At 33.4% G+C, this 19,831-nt stretch carries 21 protein-coding genes; 18 read left to right on the plus strand and 3 right to left on the minus strand.

The window, feature by feature from the left end:
* Positions 1–39: 39 nt before the first annotated feature.
* The 5 genes from ACYQ2D_RS00285 to ACYQ2D_RS00305 all read left to right on the plus strand — a co-directional run bounded on the left by ACYQ2D_RS00285 (position 40) and on the right by ACYQ2D_RS00305 (position 6,764).
* The gene (locus ACYQ2D_RS00285) at positions 40–537 is read left to right on the plus strand and encodes a hypothetical protein (RefSeq protein ID WP_055056070.1); all 498 of its coding nucleotides are present in this window, start codon (positions 40–42) and stop codon (positions 535–537) included.
* A 93-nt stretch (positions 538–630) separates the two neighbouring features.
* Entirely contained in the window at positions 631–795 is a 165-nt protein-coding gene (locus ACYQ2D_RS00290; protein ID WP_081019425.1) for a helix-turn-helix domain-containing protein, read from the plus strand.
* A 354-nt stretch (positions 796–1,149) separates the two neighbouring features.
* Positions 1,150–1,353 (plus strand): plantaricin C family lantibiotic, encoded by a 204-nt coding sequence (locus ACYQ2D_RS00295; RefSeq protein WP_055056069.1) that lies wholly within the window; start codon positions 1,150–1,152, stop codon positions 1,351–1,353.
* 100 nt (positions 1,354–1,453) lie between these two features.
* Positions 1,454–4,591 carry a type 2 lanthipeptide synthetase LanM family protein gene (locus ACYQ2D_RS00300; RefSeq protein WP_128865982.1) on the plus strand — a complete coding sequence of 1,046 codons (3,138 nt, stop codon included), beginning with the start codon at positions 1,454–1,456 and terminating at the stop codon, positions 4,589–4,591.
* 70 nt (positions 4,592–4,661) lie between these two features.
* Entirely contained in the window at positions 4,662–6,764 is a 2,103-nt protein-coding gene (locus ACYQ2D_RS00305; protein ID WP_055056067.1) for a peptidase domain-containing ABC transporter, read from the plus strand.
* Between the two features lie 39 nt (positions 6,765–6,803).
* Here ACYQ2D_RS00305 and ACYQ2D_RS00310 read toward each other — a convergent pair whose 3' ends face one another.
* Both ACYQ2D_RS00310 and ACYQ2D_RS00315 read right to left on the minus strand, forming a co-directional pair.
* A complete protein-coding gene (locus ACYQ2D_RS00310; protein ID WP_055056066.1) occupies positions 6,804–8,198 on the minus strand; it encodes a sensor histidine kinase in 1,395 nt (464 codons plus the stop codon).
* Positions 8,198–8,890 carry a response regulator transcription factor gene (locus ACYQ2D_RS00315; protein ID WP_055056065.1) on the minus strand — a complete coding sequence of 231 codons (693 nt, stop codon included), beginning with the start codon at positions 8,888–8,890 and terminating at the stop codon, positions 8,198–8,200. The genes ACYQ2D_RS00310 and ACYQ2D_RS00315 overlap by 1 nt, the downstream gene beginning before the upstream one ends.
* Before the next feature lie 163 nt (positions 8,891–9,053).
* Between ACYQ2D_RS00315 and ACYQ2D_RS00320 the strand changes: the two genes are divergently transcribed.
* The 13 genes from ACYQ2D_RS00320 (at position 9,054) to ACYQ2D_RS00380 (ending at position 18,046) form a co-directional block, all read left to right on the plus strand.
* Positions 9,054–9,977: an ABC transporter ATP-binding protein gene (locus ACYQ2D_RS00320; protein ID WP_055056064.1), complete on the plus strand. Its 924-nt coding sequence runs from the start codon at positions 9,054–9,056 to the stop codon at positions 9,975–9,977.
* Complete coding sequence (locus ACYQ2D_RS00325; RefSeq protein WP_055056063.1) at positions 9,970–10,755, plus strand: ABC transporter permease; 786 nt, start codon at positions 9,970–9,972, stop codon at positions 10,753–10,755. Before ACYQ2D_RS00320 ends, ACYQ2D_RS00325 begins: the two co-directional genes overlap by 8 nt.
* 2 nt (positions 10,756–10,757) lie before the next feature.
* Positions 10,758–11,540: an ABC transporter permease gene (locus ACYQ2D_RS00330; RefSeq protein ID WP_055056062.1), complete on the plus strand. Its 783-nt coding sequence runs from the start codon at positions 10,758–10,760 to the stop codon at positions 11,538–11,540.
* 27 nt (positions 11,541–11,567) lie between these two features.
* The gene (locus tag ACYQ2D_RS00335; RefSeq protein WP_117467776.1) at positions 11,568–11,993 is read left to right on the plus strand and encodes a hypothetical protein; all 426 of its coding nucleotides are present in this window, start codon (positions 11,568–11,570) and stop codon (positions 11,991–11,993) included.
* A gap of 233 nt (positions 11,994–12,226) precedes the next feature.
* Positions 12,227–12,889, plus strand: coding sequence for a DUF6973 domain-containing protein (locus ACYQ2D_RS00340; protein WP_055056060.1), 663 nt, complete (start codon positions 12,227–12,229; stop codon positions 12,887–12,889).
* Between the two features lie 135 nt (positions 12,890–13,024).
* Entirely contained in the window at positions 13,025–13,399 is a 375-nt protein-coding gene (locus ACYQ2D_RS00345) for a helix-turn-helix domain-containing protein (RefSeq protein ID WP_055056059.1), read from the plus strand.
* Positions 13,400–14,128: a LytR/AlgR family response regulator transcription factor gene (locus tag ACYQ2D_RS00350; protein WP_026648513.1), complete on the plus strand. Its 729-nt coding sequence runs from the start codon at positions 13,400–13,402 to the stop codon at positions 14,126–14,128. It abuts the gene before it with no gap.
* Complete coding sequence (locus tag ACYQ2D_RS00355) at positions 14,115–15,425, plus strand: sensor histidine kinase (RefSeq protein WP_117467687.1); 1,311 nt, start codon at positions 14,115–14,117, stop codon at positions 15,423–15,425. The genes ACYQ2D_RS00350 and ACYQ2D_RS00355 overlap by 14 nt, the downstream gene beginning before the upstream one ends.
* A 98-nt stretch (positions 15,426–15,523) precedes the next feature.
* Entirely contained in the window at positions 15,524–15,937 is a 414-nt protein-coding gene (locus ACYQ2D_RS00360) for a hypothetical protein (protein WP_026648511.1), read from the plus strand.
* A gap of 141 nt (positions 15,938–16,078) precedes the next feature.
* Positions 16,079–16,228: a cyclic lactone autoinducer peptide gene (locus ACYQ2D_RS00365; RefSeq protein WP_081019423.1), complete on the plus strand. Its 150-nt coding sequence runs from the start codon at positions 16,079–16,081 to the stop codon at positions 16,226–16,228.
* 4 nt (positions 16,229–16,232) lie between these two features.
* Positions 16,233–16,814, plus strand: a complete 582-nt coding sequence (locus tag ACYQ2D_RS00370) for an accessory gene regulator B family protein (protein ID WP_117467686.1) — start codon at positions 16,233–16,235, stop codon at positions 16,812–16,814.
* A gap of 93 nt (positions 16,815–16,907) precedes the next feature.
* The gene (locus tag ACYQ2D_RS00375) at positions 16,908–17,237 is read left to right on the plus strand and encodes a winged helix-turn-helix domain-containing protein (protein ID WP_117467685.1); all 330 of its coding nucleotides are present in this window, start codon (positions 16,908–16,910) and stop codon (positions 17,235–17,237) included.
* Between the two features lie 200 nt (positions 17,238–17,437).
* Complete coding sequence (locus tag ACYQ2D_RS00380; RefSeq protein WP_459784322.1) at positions 17,438–18,046, plus strand: hypothetical protein; 609 nt, start codon at positions 17,438–17,440, stop codon at positions 18,044–18,046.
* Between the two features lie 92 nt (positions 18,047–18,138).
* On the opposite strand, the gene ACYQ2D_RS00385 is transcribed toward ACYQ2D_RS00380, so the two are convergent.
* Positions 18,139–19,812, minus strand: a complete 1,674-nt coding sequence (locus ACYQ2D_RS00385) for an IS66 family transposase (protein ID WP_459784324.1) — start codon at positions 19,810–19,812, stop codon at positions 18,139–18,141.
* Positions 19,813–19,831 lie beyond the last annotated feature (19 nt).

The following is a 19,831-nucleotide window of genomic DNA, read 5'->3' on the forward strand; positions in this document are numbered from 1 at the left end:
CAAGAGAAAAACAAAGATTATTATGGGAGGATTTATTACATGAACGGAAATAAGAAAAGTGCAAAACAGTATCACCAATCTGTAATTACTGCTTTAGAGAAAAAAGTAAATGACATGAAAGATTCCGCTTATTCAGGATTGTATAGTGAAATAGCATTTATCATTGGAATAGCAGTTATCATGATAGATACCTTTTTTCCACCAGAGGAAACGAAAGTTAATTGTGTATGGAAAATAATACTGATAGCTGTATCTATAGTCTGTATGCTTTATTTCGCCAAAAAAGTGAAAACAGTGAATGAAGTGGAAGAAGAGAAAAAGTTTTGGCCGAACTTTTTTATTCAATGGGCAACAAGTTTAGGATATATAAACATGCCTGTAGCTGTGATAGCTATTTTGGTAACCTTTGATAAGGGCAAAGCATGGACATTATTTATGATGGGGGTTGCTGTAATTCTGACAGGTTTAACTTTAATAGAAGCACTTGTAAAAACTTCTAAAATTTTAAAAAAAGAAAATGTTGGTAAGCGGAAATAAGATTGATTAAAAAAATTGAGGTAAAAGGTAGACGGTGTATTTGATATTATTTACATCTTTTTGTTGAAATTTGATAATCATTTTTGGTGATGAATATTACATCATTATTATTCCAATCTGCTGGAAAATACAGATAAAAGGATTATGGATATTTATCTTGAATTCGGATTTGAAAGCCAAAGGACGTTTAACCAGGCGTTTCAGCAGAAGTATGGGAGGACACCTAGCAAATATCGAAAAATATGGTGGGATAATTGAATATTATGAGAGTTGCAGAGAATATATAGGGAAATATTATTTGCGGTTTGAAAGAATTTGGAGCGGATATGCGATTTAGCGCATATCCGCTTTTGACATTGTAGAAAAGATTTTTGTTTTGAACGGTTACGTTGGTAGACAGTAATATTTTTATATGGAAGATGTGAAAAAATAAAACTATTAATATTCTAACAAAAATTACATAGACAGTCGATTTTATTACATGAATAAAATTTCAAGAAATAAAAGGTGTATTATCTAAAATGTAAGGAACAGAAGAAAATAATTCAACCATTTCAATTTAGAATTAGTATCTGTACTGTACAAAATTGATTTATGAAAGGAGAAATAATTATGAGTGAAATGAGAAATCCTATTACAAGAGAAGAAAACTTTAGCAATCCAGCTGGTAACGTTATGATGGAGCTGCAGGAAGCAGATTTAAACAAATTTGTAGCAGGAGCTGGTGAAACCAGAAATTCCGGCGGAGTTTTATGTACAAGTACAGCAGAATGCTATTTTGGTACTTTGCTGAAACCTTGCTGCCCTAAGAAATAAACACAGGTGTTGATAAAGAGGGTAAGCGTTAATTGAAGTTTGTGCAGTACAGATACGAATTGTGAGTTGAAATGGAAAGCAGAATGGGGTGTTTAAGAACATGAATACTGAGAGAGCATCATATTTTACAGAAAGAAGTTATACAACATCAGAAGCAGAAAATAAAAAAGATATATTTGAATATTGGAAAAAGATTTTAGGAGAAGATACATTAAGAGTTGCTGAGAAATGTTATGGTATTGATTTAGTAAAAGTTTTAAATTCTGAAAATTATGTATGTGAAAACAATCACGTGATGTCAGAAATGGAAAAGGTAAAAATAGAATTATTTGAAAAACCAATCAATTATAACTATTCCGGATTCAAAGGAGAAAAATTGGCATTTGATAATTTTTTTATACCTTTAATCAATTACGGAATAGACATATTAAAAAATGGAACAAGTCTTTTTTTGACGGATTCTATTATAGATACATACGCAAATACCTTATTAGAGAGATTAGGGAAGATCAGTCTTGGAATATTAATGTTTGAAATGTATCTTTGTAAGAAGACGGGAAAACTGAATGGAAGAAATTCAGAGGAAGAATACGATTATTATAATAATAATTTTTTAAGTAAGAAATCGTATAAACAGGAGCTTTTCAATATATATCCATGTTTACTACGTTCAGTTACAGAAACCGTAGAAAACTTATCTTCTTATTATGTACTTTTATTAGAAAGACTTAATAAAGATAAAAATGAAATTGCGAATAAATTTTGTGGAGGTTTAGAATTTAAAAATGTAGTTGAAATAAGTTCTAATATCTCGGATTCTCATAAAAAAGGGAATAGGGTAAGTATTCTTAAGTTGGATAATGGCACTAAAATTGTGTATAAACCACGTTCATTAAAAATTGAAAAAGTGTATTTCGATTTTCTGGGAAAGATAAATGCTGGTTGTAAATATGAGATGTATGAACCAAAAATATTAGATTGTCAGGAGTATGGTTGGGAGGAATTTGTATATTATAAAAGTTGTAAAACAGAGGATGAAATCAGACGGTATTTTTATAGATTTGGAATATTGATTTTCGGTAGTTATATTCTTAATACAAATGATTTACATGAAGAAAATGTGATTGCCGCAGGAGAATATCCAATTATTATAGATGCAGAAACTATACTAGACAACCGTAGAAGAGGGAGAACAAATTCTGCAAAGGAGGAAATAAATTATATCCTTCATGAGTCAGTATTATACTCAGGTTTATTGCCACACTATAGGTTTTCAAATTTGGGCCAAGGCGTAGATATGAGTGCAATTAAAGGTAGTGAGGGAAAGGAATATCCTATAGTTATTCCTAAAATAGCGGATTTATGTACTTCAAATATGAGATTTGTATATGAACATCCTACAACTGGAGTAAATCAAAATCTTGTTAAATTAGATGGAGAAAATGTATCAGCATTTCATTATCTAAAAGAAATAAATGCAGGATTTGAAGATGCGTATAAATATGTTTTGGAGAACAAAGAAAAGTTTCTTGAATATGCCGACATGTTTGGTAATTTAAATATTCGCCATTTAGTTCAGGATACCCAAAGATATTCTATGTTATTACACACATCTTTTCATCCGGATTTTATGCAAGATGGAAGAGATAGACAAATGTTTTTGTGTAGTTTATTTAAACAGTATGAAGCTACACAAGGAGATAAAGGTGTTGTGAAATGTGAGATAAAAGACATGTTAAACATGGACATTCCATATTTTTATCTCAATACATCAGATAAATCTCTTTTCGGATCAGAAGGTGAGAAAATCGAAGACTATTTTGAATATACCAGTTTGGAACACTTAAAGAAAAAGATAGTATTGTTAGATGAAGATGATTTAAAAAGGCAATTAATGTTCATGAATATTATTCTGACAGAGATAAACGAATTTCAGGTTGAGGATAAAAAGATAGAGCTTCAACAAATGAAAATGATTCCGCACAGAGAAAAAAATAAGGCTCATCTGTTAAAAGCTGTTCAGAAATTGGCTGATTCTCTTATAAAAACTGCTGTTTTTAATAAAGATAGAACAGAAGTTAATTGGATTGGTGTTACTCTAATAGGAAATGAAGATGACTGCTCATGGGATATAAGACCACTTGGTACCTATTTATATGAAGGAATGTCTGGGCTAGCAATTTTCTTTAACGCATTGTATGCTGTTGATCCCCAAAAGGAGTACCTTATTATATGCAATGCGATTGAAAAGGAATTATTTACATACACAGATGAGATGTGTGAACGAAATGAGGGAATAGAAAATGAAAGCAGTGGCGCCTTTGGTGGAGAAGCGTCTATAATGTACACTTATGAGGTACTGTATAAAATTACAAATAAAGAAAAATATTTGGATTATGCAAAAAAGCACTATAAAATATTAAAGAAAGCGATTACCAGAGATAACAGTTTTGATCTTGTCTATGGTAATGCAGGCGCAGTTATTACATTGATCAATATGTATCAGCTAACTGGAAATAAAGAGTATATCGCTTCGGCAGAAATAGCAGGAGATATAATAGTAAATGCTCAGGAAAAGGAAGGCTCTATTAAAGGCGGATGGAATGGAGATGGAAGAACTTCGCCGTTAGCGGGATTTTCACATGGAGCATCTGGAATAGTTTTAGCACTGGCAAAACTATGGCAGGTAACTCAGAAAGAGGAGTATTTATTATCACTGCTCGATGGCATTAAATTTGAAAATTCTTTATTTGTGAAAGAAAAAGGAAATTGGAAAGACGAAAGGGTATATGCAGGAGAAAAAGCATCTGATGGAGGAAGTTTTACCGTTGCTTGGTGTCATGGCGCTGCAGGCATATTGCTTAGCCGATCTAAAGTAAATGTCATATTGAATGGGCGGTATTCGGATTTGATAGAAAATGATATAAAAGTAGCAGTGAATACAATATTAAAAGAGGGAATTTTAGGAAACAATTGTCTATGTCATGGTAATTTAGGTAATACAGAAATTTTATTTGAATATTTAAAAGACCATTCAGATAAAAAGATAGAAAAATATTATGTAGATATTCGTGATATTATTGCTGAGAATGTATGTAATGGTGTATTTGATTGCGATAATGCGTATCTATATGGATATAAATTGCAAGGATTTATGACAGGACTATGTGGCATGGGATATTCTTTGCTGCGAGATATAAAAAAGGATTTACCTTGTGTAATTGCTCTGGAAGTCTAAAATGATAGTATTGGAAATAATAGAATTTATTATTTCCAATACTAATTTATTATACTAGGGAGGTGTATTTATGCACAAAAAAAGTGTGCCATTGATTCGCCAGATGGGGACAACAGACTGTGGTATAGCAGCATTGACAATGATCTTCCAATATTATAAATATAAGATAGATATTAGTGAATTAAAAGCTACAACAAGTATTGGAAGAAATGGTATGTCTTTAGCAAAAATGAAAGAAATTACGGAAGAACATAATTTTTCATTCAAGGCGTATGGAAACTACGAAACCGAAGAAAATTTGATAAAATGTTTACCGATTATCATGTGTTCAAAAGAAAATCATTATGTTGTAGTTGCGGAGAAAAAATATGGGAAATATATACTTTTAGATCCTTTAAAAGGAAAAGAAAAGGTTGATTATTCATATATTAAAAAGAATTTTTTAGATGTACTTGTATGTGTTCGACCAACAGAAAAGAATTATAAACGTGAGAAACGTGAGTCTTTTCTTATACCTATAAATAAAAGCAAATTATTTCTGGCAAGTATTCTAACGTTGGTTACACAGGGAATTATATTGATTCCACCGCTCATTATAAAAAAAATAGTCAATGAAATAACGTATGATACATTAGGCTTCAATTTTGTAAAATATGCGTTACTGATATTATCAGTGGCATTAAGTTATTTACTTGCAAATTTAGCTAAAAAAAGGGTAATACTTATTTTACAGAATAATATATACAAAGATACTATATTTTTAATGCTGAATAAAATATTTGATATTGATTTAAGTTATTTTGAAAGCCATTCATCAGGAGATATTGAAAATCGCTTTAATAGTGTCAGTGATATATACGAATTTATATCAACAGCTCTAATTTCAACAGTGATAGATGTGGTTACTGCTGTTTTTTGCGGAATAATGATGATAACACAGTCAATACCATTGTTTGCAGTTATAATAGTAATGACTGTTATACAGATAACAATAGTAATGATTTTAAATCAAAAAGCTAGAATAAAGGTTAAAAATTATATTGCAGATCAGAGTGCATTACAGGCACGAATGGTAGAAACTTTGACTAATATCCAGCAAATAAGGTGCATGAGAATAGAGAATATGCTGAGTGATAGTCTGAAACAGGATTATAAGCATTTAATTAAGAGATTACGTGAGCGTGTACAAATAAGTGATATTATGGAGTCGGTGGTGGGGGCTTTTTCAATAGCTTCTTCATTGATACTTTACGTTATAGGAGGATACTTGGTTTGTGATAATAGGTTGGAATTAGGAACGTTAATAGCCTTTGTCACACTTGCCGGATATTTTACAGGTCCATTTCAAACTCTATCTTTGGTGGTACCTCAAATTAATGTTTTAAAGGAAACAATGATTCGTTTAAAAGAGTTAATGAATTATAAATCTAACCGTAAAAATGGTACTCAGCATATTAATTCATTTGAGTCTATGGAAATGCAGCAAGTAACATTTTCTTACTATGGAAGCACGAAGCCAGATGTAGAGAATGTTAGTATGATGCTAAAAAAGGGGGAGAAGATAGCATTTGTAGGAAGTTCAGGAAGTGGAAAGACTACAATTACAAAATTATTATTGAACGTCTTTTCTCATTATCAAGGACAAATTTTAGTAAACGGGGAAGATATAAAACAAATATGCAAAGAGGATATAGATCGGATATTTGCCATAGTTACTCAGGTTCCAATGGCAATGAATGGAACAATTAGAGAAAACGTGGATATTACAAATACGTTGACAGATGAGGAAATATATCATTATTTAGATTTAGTAGAACTGAAAGATGATATAGAAAAATTCCCATTGGGACTTAATACATTTGTGGGAGAAAATGGACAGAACATTTCAGGAGGACAAAAACAGCGTATTGCTATAGCAAGAGCATTGGCACTGAAACCGGAAGTTATTATTTTTGATGAAGCCACAAGCAACTTAGATCCTCTTACAGAACGAAGAATATGTAATAATTTGAAACAACTACATATTACCCAGATTGTAGTTACACATAGACTGAATGCCATACAAGATGCTGATACAATATACGTAGTTGAAAAAGGAAAAATAATTGAATCCGGAACACATGTGGAACTACTTCAGTTAAAGGGAGCATATTATGATAGTGTAAATAATTAAGAACAGGTGAAAGTCAGATAATGGCTTTCACCTGTTCTTTTAAGAGATCTTTTCTTCATACGGATCAATATGTTCAATAGGTATCTCTAATATGACCTTTAAGCCATGAGGAAGTATATTTTCATATTTGATATTTCCGTTATGGGCGGTTAATATTTGGTAAACCAATTTTAGACCAAATCCATGAACAGACTCCCCATTTGAATTGTACATATTATTAGGAAAAATACCACTATTCATTTTTTCTATTTGTGTAGAAGTCATACCGCCACCATTATCAATGACGGAAATAATACAGGTATCATTTTCTTTTAAAATTTCAACTGTTATTTCACAACCATGAGGATTATGATTAATACAATTTTGAATTAGATTGCTTAGCATTCTTGAAAAAAGTTCCGTATCTCCTTTGATCAATACTGGAATCATATCAGATGATGAATGAAAATCAAAAGAATATTTGTTGTCTATTGGTCCATTCATAAAGCCAATGATTACTTGGCGGGCAATCTCCACAGGAGAAAAACTGGTTTTTATTAAAGGCTGCATAGAGTATTCTAGTCTTGAAGTTAAATTTAAATCTGCGATTAGGCTACGGAGTTTTTCGCTTTGTTTACGAATTATACTTGCTTGTAGTTGTACAGGTTGCGAAGCATCTTCATTTTTTTCGATTTCAGAAGCATATCCCAAAATAATAGAAAGAGGTGTCCGGACATCATGCGAAACACCATTAATCCATTCGGCACGCGCCTGTTCTTTTTGTAGAAGATGTTTTCCAGCCTTATTTAGTTCAGCATTTATACTTGAAAGTTCACCTGTTTCTGAAAGGGTAATGGGTTTTCCCTGAGCAATAGAGTCAATACCGTCAATGATTGGCACTATAGATTTTTCTATTTTATGTGTATTACGCCAGAATAATATAAATATCAGTAATATATTAAAACAAATCATTAAAAAGATACCGACTATTAGGCTGTGAATATAATTAATATCTATTGAAAAATTGTATTTTGTTATACTATTAGGTTCGCACCCGATAACCAATAAGCCGGCAGAATGTTCTTGGATAAAAACAGGATATTCTTGTAAGTACCACCGACTAAACTTGGCTATTTGTAAATTTGAATAGGTTCTTGGCAATTCTTCGGGTAAAAATTTTTCCCAAATGACATTTCCTTGTTCGTTTAAAATCATCGCCCAGGCACTTTTATTTTTTAGAATATTTTCTATATAATCAGTAGAAGAAATTGTTCCATCTACATTGAGCGTGATATTTTTGCTAATGGTTTGGACGGGTATATCTGGATCAGTAGAATTATTCCATGCCATGAGTAAAGTCCCACATATTAAAATAATATTTAGTACAAAAAATAAAATCAATATAATAAGGGTGGAAAGAAGATATTTTTTAAAAAAACGCTTGGCAAGCTTCATTATTTTACTCCTTTCACTAGCAATTTATACCCTAGCCCCTTAACTGTTAGCAGTGAAACAGGAGAAGAAGGATTTTTTTCGATTTTTTCTCGAAGATGCCGAATGTGTGTCATGAGGGTAGTTTCATACCCTTGCCACATTTCACCACAAGCAGTTTGGCAAAGAGTTCCTATTGTTACAATGTGATTGGCATTATCTACAAGTTTTAATAATATATTGTATTCTTTAGCAGTCAAAGGAATAATTTTATTTTCACGATGTATTTCTGCCTTATCAATATCTATAAAAGAATTTTCTAATTCTATAATTCGTTTCTCTGTAGGATAACTTCTTTTTAAAATAGCTTGAACACGTAACAATAGTTCTTTAGGCAAAAATGGTTTGATTAAATAATCATCTGCTCCCAATTCAAAACCAGAAAAACGATCTTCGGCTGCATCTTTGGCGGTCAGCATAAGAACCGGAAGTTTACTGAGGGCTCTGATTTCTTGCAATACCTCAAATCCGTCCATACCAGGTAACATAACATCAAGAATAACCATGTCAGGTAGAGTTTCTCTTATTATTTGTAAAGCCATTTCTCCAGATGTTGCGGTCATTATTTTTGTATAGCCTGCTCTTTCAAAGATTGTTTTAATAAGGGTGAGTAGTTCTTGTTCATCATCAACGATAAGTATAAATTTATCATACATATATTTTTATCTCCTAAAATTTTATAGTTTAAATTATTATACATCTTGTGGAAAAAGAAGTATAGAGAAAGAGGAAAATCTCAAGGTTACCTCAAGGTTACTTCAAGGAAATCTCAATGTAGTTGGTATATAATTACAGTATAAAAAAAGGAGGTATAAAAAAATGAGTGAATATATTATTCAAACCAATAATTTAACAAAACAGTATGGAGAGCAAAAGAGTGTTTCTGCAATGAACTTGCATGTGAAAAAAGGAAGAATTTATGGACTGTTGGGACGTAATGGAGCAGGAAAAACGACTACAATGAAAATGCTGTTAGGATTAACAAAACCGACATCGGGAAACATAAAAATATTTGGGAAAAGTATGGAAACCAATAGTAAAGATATTTTACCGCATATAGGTAGTTTAATAGAATCACCAGGATTTTATCCTAATTTGACTGGGACTGAAAATCTTCGTATTTTTGCGGAGCTTAGAGGATTAAATAAAAGTAAGTGTGTAAGAGATGCTTTGGAAGTTGTCGGTTTGCCCTATCGTGATAAAAAGTTATTTGCGGAATATTCACTTGGGATGAAACAACGACTGGCCATTGCATTGGCAGTTATGCACAATCCCAATTTGCTGATATTAGATGAGCCTATTAATGGTTTGGATCCTATAGGTATTGCAGAGGTACGTTCGTTTATTAGAGAGTTATGTGATGTTCAGGGAAAAACTATTTTGATTTCTAGTCACATATTATCAGAGATAGAATTACTGGCAGATGATATAGGGATTATTGATAAGGGAATTTTACTTGAAGAAGAAAGTATGAAAGAATTGGCGAAAAAAAATAGTCGCTATGTCAATTTTATGGTATCGGATAGCCAGCGCGCAGCGGAAATTTTAAGAAAAGAATTTGAATGTGATGATTTTCAAATATGTGATAAAAATAGACTTCAATTATATAATACAACAATCCCTAGATCAGAAATTACTTATGTTTTTGTAAAGCAAGGATTGGAAATTACAGAAGTTCATTTATGCGAAGAAACATTGGAAGATTATTTTAAAAGGGTGACCGGAGGTGAAGGAATTGCTTAAATTAGTTAAGGTTGAATTTCAAAAATTGAAAAGAAAAAAGTTTATTCTTTTAGTAACTTTAGCTGCATTTATGTTTCCGCTTCCATTGGCTTATTTAATGACAACACCAGCTATGATGGAGCAATATATTGATAAAGCGGACGCATTTGACGGACTATTCAATATGGTATTGGGGTATGGAATCCAATTTTTATTACCCTGTATTATCGGAGTAGTAGCTGCTATGTTGTTTTTTATTGAACGTGATAATGATACATTTAAAAATATTAAAACAATCCCATTATCCAGTACGCAAGTAGTTACAGCAAAAATTATAGTGCTATTTATTATAGGCGTTGTATTTTGCATAGCATCAACGGTAGCAACAGTTCTGGTTGGTATGTTTACGTTAGATGTATACGGTTTAGGATACAAAATATTTCTGGCGGTTGAAACAGGAATATTTATTACCGCAGGAACATTACCATTGATTGTTATAGTGGTATTTTTTAGTCGTACTTATGTTTTCTCTGTTTTATTATGTATTTTTTATAGCGTTTTAAATATGAGTGCAACAGCACTTTTCGATGCATTACCTAAGACAATATTATGGTTACTTCCTACGCCGCTTACAACATTTTGGAGTGCTGGAGATATGAAAAGACATGGAATTAATATGAACCTTGAACAAATGAATGGATTAATTCCTTCAACTTTTCAAGTAATATTAATTCTTGGGATTATGGCAGGAATTTCAATACTATTAATTGACTGTTTGTACAAGAAAAGGGGGGAATAAAATTGAGGACTATTGTAAAAACCGAATTATTGAAATTAAAACGTTATCATATTATATGGGCGGGGATAGCTCTTATGCTACTCTCTGTTCTATTGACACTTTTTACTTCTATGGCTAATGATGGATCTGTATGGGATTTTCGATACTTAATAGAGCAGGTAATCAAAAATAATATGTCAATGATTTTCCCAATGTGCATAGCTTTGATTGCTGGATATATTATATCGCGGGAAGAAAAAGACGATGTTTTGAAGAATATTATTACCATTCCAATTTCATTTAAAAAGTTGTTGGTAGGAAAACTTATTGTATGTGCAATGTTATCAATATTATTTGGGCTTATTTGTACAATATTTACGTTAATTGCAGAATGTATAGTTGGTTTTCCTGGATTTACAGTAAATTTGGTAATTCAAGGATTAGTACAAATAACATTGGAAAATTTATTTTTGTATCTAGCGGTATTACCAATTATTGTTATAACAAGCAGACTATCAGGCGGCTTTATGATAGGTGTCATTGTTGCTTTTGTGTATGGATATGGAGGTATGTTTGCAGCAGGAAATATGACATTGGCTAATATATATCCTATTACTGCAAGTCTGGGATTAATTGGGTATAGAAGTTATGATACATCCGTACAATGGAGTTTTCCATTGTGTTTATGTAGCTTGATAATTATTGTTGCTATTTCTGTAATTTTAGTCGCAACAATGAAAGAAAAGGAGAACAAAAAAACTCGTACAAAAACAAAAAAAGTCAAACCAAAGAAAGGGTGGTTATAAGTGAAAAAAAGTTGTTTCTTTATTCTAATGTTTTGCTTGTTATTGTCTGGGTGTTCAAAAGAGGAGGTGTTGGAAAAATATAATGCAGTAGTCGAAAAGGTGGGAGAAGTACAATTAACCAATGATATAAACCTGCAAGGGAAAAGAGATTATGGGGAAGATTATTATACGGGGACATATCAAGCAGAGTACAAAAAATTTTCTGATACAGAATATCTTTTTGGAGGAACAACAATAGAAAGAGCGGCAGGGAAGCAGGTTGAATTGTTTTGTAACCTAGAAATAACAAAAGGAGAAGCTGAAATATTCATTATTTCTGGTAGCAATGAACCTAAAACTTTAATAAAAACAACAGGTACTTATGAAAATACAATAACATTACCAGATGGCAGTAATTATATCGGGATTGTAGGTAATGATTTTTCAGGAACAGTAAAAATAGAAGTGAAATAAAGATAGAAAATGCTAAAAATGGGTAAATTTGGAAGATACCGGTTGGGTTGCATTTTACTGTGGTAAAAAGTATATGAAGAGTGGAATGGCGGTTGTTTAATACTGCCATTCTTTTTTTTGAAAATGCCTCTATGGGAATTATTACACAGGGAATCGAAAAAATTACATGTAGATGGGATAGTACATTAAATATGGTAAAATATAATCATAATATGAGATTGGAGGTATATTCTATGAAGAAACTATTTAAAGTATTCAGCCTAATGCTGGTGGTGATAATGGCTTTTCCATTCTCTGTTATGGCAAGCGAAAATGACCAGCAAAGAAGTGATTTGATTGGTGCAGAAGAAGAGGATTTTGAAAAATTGATTGCAGAAATCCAGAACATTAAGGCTACTCACCCAGATTACTCAGAAGAAATGCTCATGTCTTTTTTGGAAGCCAATCATCAAGATGTGGAAAGAGGGATTATAGATATTTGGAATGCGCTTACAGATTCAGAAAAGAAACTATGTATTCGTTATCCTTTTGATGCCCTAAAGGTAAATAAAGCAAAAAATATTGCTACTTCGCAGACAGAGGCAAAATTTGGGACAAATGGTTTAGGAAACAGAAGTGATGCTTTTCGTCATGGAATTTGGAATGCTGAAATGACTGTTTTAATAGGAAAAGAAAGGGCAGAGTTATTTGCAACTGCTCATGAAGACAAAGATGTTACAGGAACAGAATCAGATGGATATCCAAAAACAGCACATAGAGATATGGACTTACATAACAATGAAGTGGGAAGAGAAATAGGAGAAAAAAATAAAGAAGCTTCTGAAAGTGAAATGGCGGATATTATTTATCAGGAAATATATTCCGCAACAACATCATTTATATGGCTACATGAATAAGATTTGAGCAGTGCGATTGCACTGCTCGTCTTCGTATTTTGCATATTTTGCGTAATTGATTACTTCTATTATTTGTATCGCTATGAATGAAATAGGGTAGCATGATAGTACAACATGATTAAGAGGTAGGCAATTATGGAAAGTCGTATTAAACAATTACGTGAGAAAAGAGGGTTAATACAGGAAATCCTTGCAGTAGAATTAGGGATAACACAGCAAATGTTGAGTAAGTACGAAAGAGATGTTACGTTAATAAAAGTAGATATTCTGAAAAAGATTGCTGCTTACTTCAATGTAACAACAGATTATTTGCTGGGAGTTTCAGATGTAAAAAGAGATTTGAATGGGCAGATGAAAATGAATGAAGTACTAGACGAATATTACGATTTAGTGGAAGTGTATAAAGAGTTAGATCCATGTGATCAGGAGATGATTTGGTCAATTATACAAATAGTAAAAAAAACGAGTGAGAAGAAAAAATCAGCAAACATGCAGAAGAGAGTGGAGTGAATGTTAAATATAGCAATTTGTGATGATGATATTCAAATAACTGGAAAAATCGAAAGACTTCTCCAGGATATAGCTAAAAGAAATTTTGTTGATACTGAAATAGAAGTATTCTGGAATGGAAAGAGTTTAGCAGATGCTATCGCAGCAGGTGAGAGGTATGATGTTATTTATCTGGATATAGAAATGGATAAAGAAGATGGTATTTCGGCAGCTAGAAGAATTAGAACATACGATAAAAATGTGCGAATTATTTATGTTACGAGCCATGAAAGTTATATGAGGGAATCCTTTGAGGTAAGACCGTTTCAGTTTCTTGTAAAACCTGTAACAGATAAAATAATGGAAAAGTGCTTTAAGTCGGTATATGAAGACATTAATAGTGAAGATTTTTATTTTCGCTATAGTTATCAACGTATGAATCATAAAGTACCAATCAAGGATATTTTATATTTTGAAAGCAACAAACGAAAAATATTTATTGTAACGGAACAAGAAATCCTTGAACTGTACGGAAAACTTAATGAGATTGAAGAAACCCTTAAAACATGTAAAATTTCTTTTTTGCGAGTTCATCAGTCTTTTCTGGTGAATTATAAACATATATCCGGACAATCTTATGATTCTGTAGTAATGGATAATGGACAAAAAATTTCAATCAGTGAAGACCGGAGAAAGATAATTAGTGAACAATATTGTTCTATGGAGGATACGTTTTATGTGGACGAATAGGGTATTAATGTGTGGGATAGATATATTGCTTTGCCTTTGGGCAGTATATTTATTCTTTTTTTATTTCGATATATTTTTTGCTCGTAAGAGAAAAAGGTATTTGTCGGTGATCGGTATAACGCTGTTCGTGATTTGGCAATTTGGAATAACAACGATTATTAGTTTTCCTGCCTACATCAATATTGCTGTGACGATTATGTTTACGTTTTTGGCAGTTATGATGACTTATGAAGGTAGATGGTGGAACAAAGGTGTATTTGTAATTACCTTTAATGCGATTTGGATGTTGATGGAAACCCTGTGCAACTATATTTTGATAACATACTGCCCTCAATATGCTGCAGTTCGCCAAGTAGGCTCTTTTGTTTCAAAAATATTTTTTAATGCAGTAATTCTTGCATTAAAGAAAGTGTTCACAGATGATGATATTAAGGAATTGCCGGTCAGATACAGTATTTTACTTGTGTTGATCCCAACAGGAAGCATTTATATCATGAACAATATATTTATGCTTGGATTTGCAAATAATACTGGACGTACTCGTATAAACTCTACATTTACTGTACTTATTTTACTTGGTATGAACATATTGATATTTTATGTCTATATGAAGTTGGCTGATGATTTGCGGTTAAGGAGAATGGCAGCAGTATATGAACAGCAACTGGAATTATGCGAACGTCATCAGCAAGAAAGAGAACTTTCAATGTTGCAGTTGCGGGATATAAAACACAATATGAAGAATAATCTTATTTCCATTCTTGCTTATGCAGAAAATAAAGAATATGAAAAAATGACAGGTTTTATTGAAGAAATTATGGGAGAGGGCGGTATGGTGATTGCCTCAATATCGAATAGTGGGAATATTGTGATTGATTCACTTATTGGATATTGGTATGTAACTGCCCAAAACAAAAAAATAATTTTTAAAACGGATATTTGTATTCCGATGATAATGCCTTTTAAAGGAGCTGATCTGAGTCTGATATTGGGAAATTTACTGGAAAATGCAGTGGAAGCAGCAGAGAAGGTTGAAGAAAATAGATATATAAATGTCAAAATGAAATTTGATAAAAATAATCTATTATTGTTCGTAGACAATAGTTATAAAGGGAAGCTGTTAAAAACAAGAGATAACCGCTTGAAATCTACAAAGTCAGATGCAGAAAATCATGGAGTAGGTTTAGCCTCTGTGTATCGGGCAGTAGCAAAATATCATGGATCAGTGGTAATAGAGGATTCAGAACCAGGAAAATTTAAAATTCGGATAGTCTTATATAGTAATGTGCAGGAATAATTACATGAACACTCGAAATAATTACATAAAAGATAATGAGAAAGGAAAGAATGGTAAAATGGAAAGATAAATTTGGTATGCGGTATGGGGACTGATATATGGATAGCGTGAAAATATTGCTGTTTAGTGATGATGAGAAACTGTATAACAGTACTGAAAGGATTATTGGGAAAAAACACCAATTAAAATGGTGTACTTATCAACAGTTGGAAAACAATAGATATCCAACGGCAGATGTTGTGATTTTCCATTTTACTAAAGAGATAATAGAGAGGGAAAGGGCATTTGCGGCTATTATAAAAATAAAAGGGAGTTTGGGGCATTTAACGCCTATTCTTGCTATTAGCGAAGGGGGATCAATACAGGATATTTTTTCTATACTGAAAGCAGGAGCTTACGATTATATAGAAACAATAGATAACACACGAAAATATAAGAAAAAGATAGAGAACCTGATTTTATGGAATTGGTATATAAAAAAACATACATCAGCAAAAAAGAGGCAATGTTGAGAAAGAACCGGAGAAACATTGCTTCTTTTTTTCTGCCTTTTTGGGAAAAATTACATCAATACTCGTTTTTTTTACAAGAGAACCGAATGAGAGATTTTTTGTAGTAATGTATTGGTAAACAAATGAAAGGAGATTTTAATTATGAAATCTAAAAATTTAAAAAATCAGCCAGCAAAAGTATTAGCAAATTTATCTCTGAAACTTGGTAAAATGTCAGCGGACAGTGCTTGCTGTTATATTTATCATCAGCCAAAGATGCCAGAAGCATTGAAAAAAATGAAGAAACTTTAATTTTATGGGAAAATTATCGGAAAAAATAACAAGATACGTTATTGATGCCGGTGCAGTTTCAGAGGAGTTGTATGCAGTATATCAATATGGATTTCAGATTGGATTAGAGATGTTAATTTGCCTATTCGTCTGTATGAGTATAGCGATATACTTGCATACAATCCCAGAATTCCTTGTGTCTACAGGTGTTTTTATGTTTTTAAGAACCTATGCCGGTGGTGTACATCTGAATAGCTTTAAGGCTTGTTTTACATGCTCTGTTGCTGTTCAAGTCATGATTTTACAAATTAATAACAAATATCCATTAGAGCTATTTGTGGCTTGGGGGATTATTTTGGTAAGTTCCATTTGTATATGGAAACTTTCTCCTGTAGAAAACATTAACCATGAGTTGGAAAGAGAAGAAAAGGAGCATTGCCGAAAAGTAACAGGTAAAATACTAGGAGTTATTTTAATTGCTGCTGGTTGTTGTACAACTTTAGGTATGAAAAAGTATATATCCTTGATTGCGTTGACAGCGTTGACCGTTTTTATATCACAATGTATCGGTATCATAAAGTATAAAGTTGAAAAAGAGAAAAATTAGCGGGAATGATAGGGGGCTATTATTTCCGCATTTTTATTGTGTGTAGAGTTTTGAAACGATTGCTGGAACAGAAAATCATGGAGGTGGAAATGAATGCAAACTGTTTTTCCAGAATATAAATCTGAAATTGTATTAGGAAATGGTAAATTTCAACTTGATCCCATGTCATATACTGTTATTTATGAAGGAAAAGAAATCAGCTTAGCTCCCAGGGAATTTGAAGTTCTGTATCTTTTAGCCCAAAGGCCAAATTGGGTTATTCCAAAGAAGAATATCTATTGTTCGGTCTGGGGGAGTAATTATTATGATGATCAGATTCCGTACAAAACAGTGGAACATGTAATATGGAAGATACGAAAAAAGATGGGGTATGATATTATAGAAACATTGATCAATGTAGGATATAGACTAAAAAAGATGTAAAGGCGAGATAGTGTGAGTAAGCGGTGTGAGTAAAAGTTTGTATATTCTGATTGAATTTTTGGGAGATACGCCATATAATATTGGCAACTATAAGAAGGCGCGTACATACGTCATTTGACTAAATATCACGTTGTAACTAGAAATTGAGATAAACTCTTACAGAGCTTTTGTGGACTATCCAAAGAAAAAGGAGGCTGACTATGAACGTATATGAAGAAATAGATCAGGAAACAATGATGTTGCTTTTAGATTCCTTGTGTAAACGGACAGTGGAGGGAAAACGGATATGGGAAAATATGGAGTATAATCCTATTTCCTTTTTACAGAAAGATATTTATGAAAAAGAAGGTGCCTGTATATCACAAATGTTTGAAGCAACGACAGTGTTCAATAACATTGAATATGAATTAGAGCTTTCAGAGTCAATCGAACTTCCGTCTGGCAAGGGAGATATTTTTGGAACAATTTCTTATGAAACAGAAGACGGAAAAGAGAATACGTATGATTTCTCTTTGTCTTTTGATGTAGAGAAATATGATGATGCGAATGCGGAAGAATTGCAGGGGATTTTTGGGAGCTCAATCATTGTACAGTTTACAGATGCAATAGTGGGAATATTTGAAAATTCAGATGCGGTAGCTGAGGGATTTGCTTATGCAAGATACTATCATCAAACAGGAATTGATTCGGAATGGGAAACCAATCCTCTTGTGAAACTTGGTGAGAAACTGATGCAAGAGCACGCAATGCTGGATTTTCATAAAATAGTATTGGATACAGCTTCTAGGGAGCGTTTATTGAAACGGTAAGTAACGGGTTATAATAAGTTACTGTTCAGAGGTTAGCTGGACATGAGAAAACCGATGGTGTAGACTAATAACAGTCAAAGCCATCGGTTTTCTTATCCAAATATTCTGGATACTCTGTCAAATATATTCGCTGGTTCTTCTAGCCGCACCAAAACAAGCATGCTCATGCATTGGCAGAGATAATCGATACTTTCGAAACTCCTAAATGTCACAGCCTGCGCCTGTTTCCGCTTATAGTTTCTTAGAAGCCTTTCGGCTTCATTATTAGTGGCAGGTATTCGGGAATCATGCAGGAACAGCAAATGGTTCTGCATATATTTCTCCATTCTCAGGAATAAATTATACCCGTCTCTGTAATAATTGTTTGCCGGAACATTTCCGTATTCCGCCCTGGCTATTTCCAGTATCTCACGGTATCTTTTTTCGAATTCAGATACCTTTACCGGATCCGGTTCCTGAAATGGCTGGCATTCGTTTCGGAAATGGATCATCTCCTGTACCAGTGAACGCATCTCTTTGTTCCAGGTGCGGTCTGGTTCATTATCCATGCTGTCTTTCAGGTAACGCAGCACATGGGCAAGGCATTCCTGGTGATCTGCTCCATAATTATAAAAGGTAATATCATGGTCATGGACAAGGATCCCCTGATAATCCTCTGTAACAGTCCCTTTTACTCCCTCGTGTCCTTTTTTCTCACGAGCGAAGTACAATGCTTTTCCGTCTGGTGTGGCACAGACATAGATCTGACAGCTTTTTCCGTTTTCCCTGCCGCTTGTACAATCTGTATGCATAACAGGGGAAAGCAGCATGTCTGCATAGGCTGCCTTGCGCTCGGGCTCTGTTTTTAAAGCAAACTCCCTGCTGAGTTTACTTATCATGCCTTTGGAAATATTCAGTTTTCCATCCGTCAGATCAGACAGGAACTTCCTGCTTTTATCAATAGAGGTACAGCAGTCATTGTTCAGAAGGAACAAAAATGCCCGGATGTTGCCATCATAATTCACATCATCAATAACACCATCCGGAAATGCAGCGTGTGCACGTTCGCCGGTCTGGCTGTTATAATAAACATCTGCATGGTATTCTGTTACATCCAGGACCATACGGATACTTACCAGTTGTTTTATGATTGTTCTTGCTGTCTTTTTAAAAGCACAGTCTTCAAGCACTTCTTCTGGTGGCGGAAGGAGGATTACCGGATGTGTAGGCTCCTGCTTTTTTCGGCCATGCCCTTTATGTCCTGGCTGTCCACCGGGTTTCCGTCCTGTTTTTTCCCTGCTGTTTGCAATCTTTTTCCGCCGGATGGCTTTTGAAGAAGGAATAGATGAATTTTCATAATCACGGTTGATCTGTGCATGAAGTTTCAGGTTCTTTCCCTGTTCTTCTTCCAGCTGGGTGGCGGTTTCATAAAACTTAAGGCGGAATTCTTTTGCTTTCTCCAATGCATCATCTCTTTGTCTCTCAGCAAGAAGAGCACGTTTCTCCATCTCCCGAAGCTTCTGGTCAGCTTTTTTCTGCATTGCCTCAAACTCCAGCAGCATATCCTCCAGTACCTGAAACCAGTAATTGCGGACACGGATGGTTTCTTTATGTGCATCCGCTATCTCCGTTAGCAGCGTCTGAATCTTACGTTCATAGGCTCTGCACTCCTTTTGATGGAGTTCTTTCAGCTTAATATAGTGTTCACCGGATTCCAGTTCTTTATTTCTTGTCTGTGCGGCTTTCAGCCGACACATGAGTGAGATGTAATCATACGCATCAGGCATATGTTTTCCTCCAGTACAG

The sequence above is a fragment of the Blautia stercoris genome (assembly GCF_054657695.1).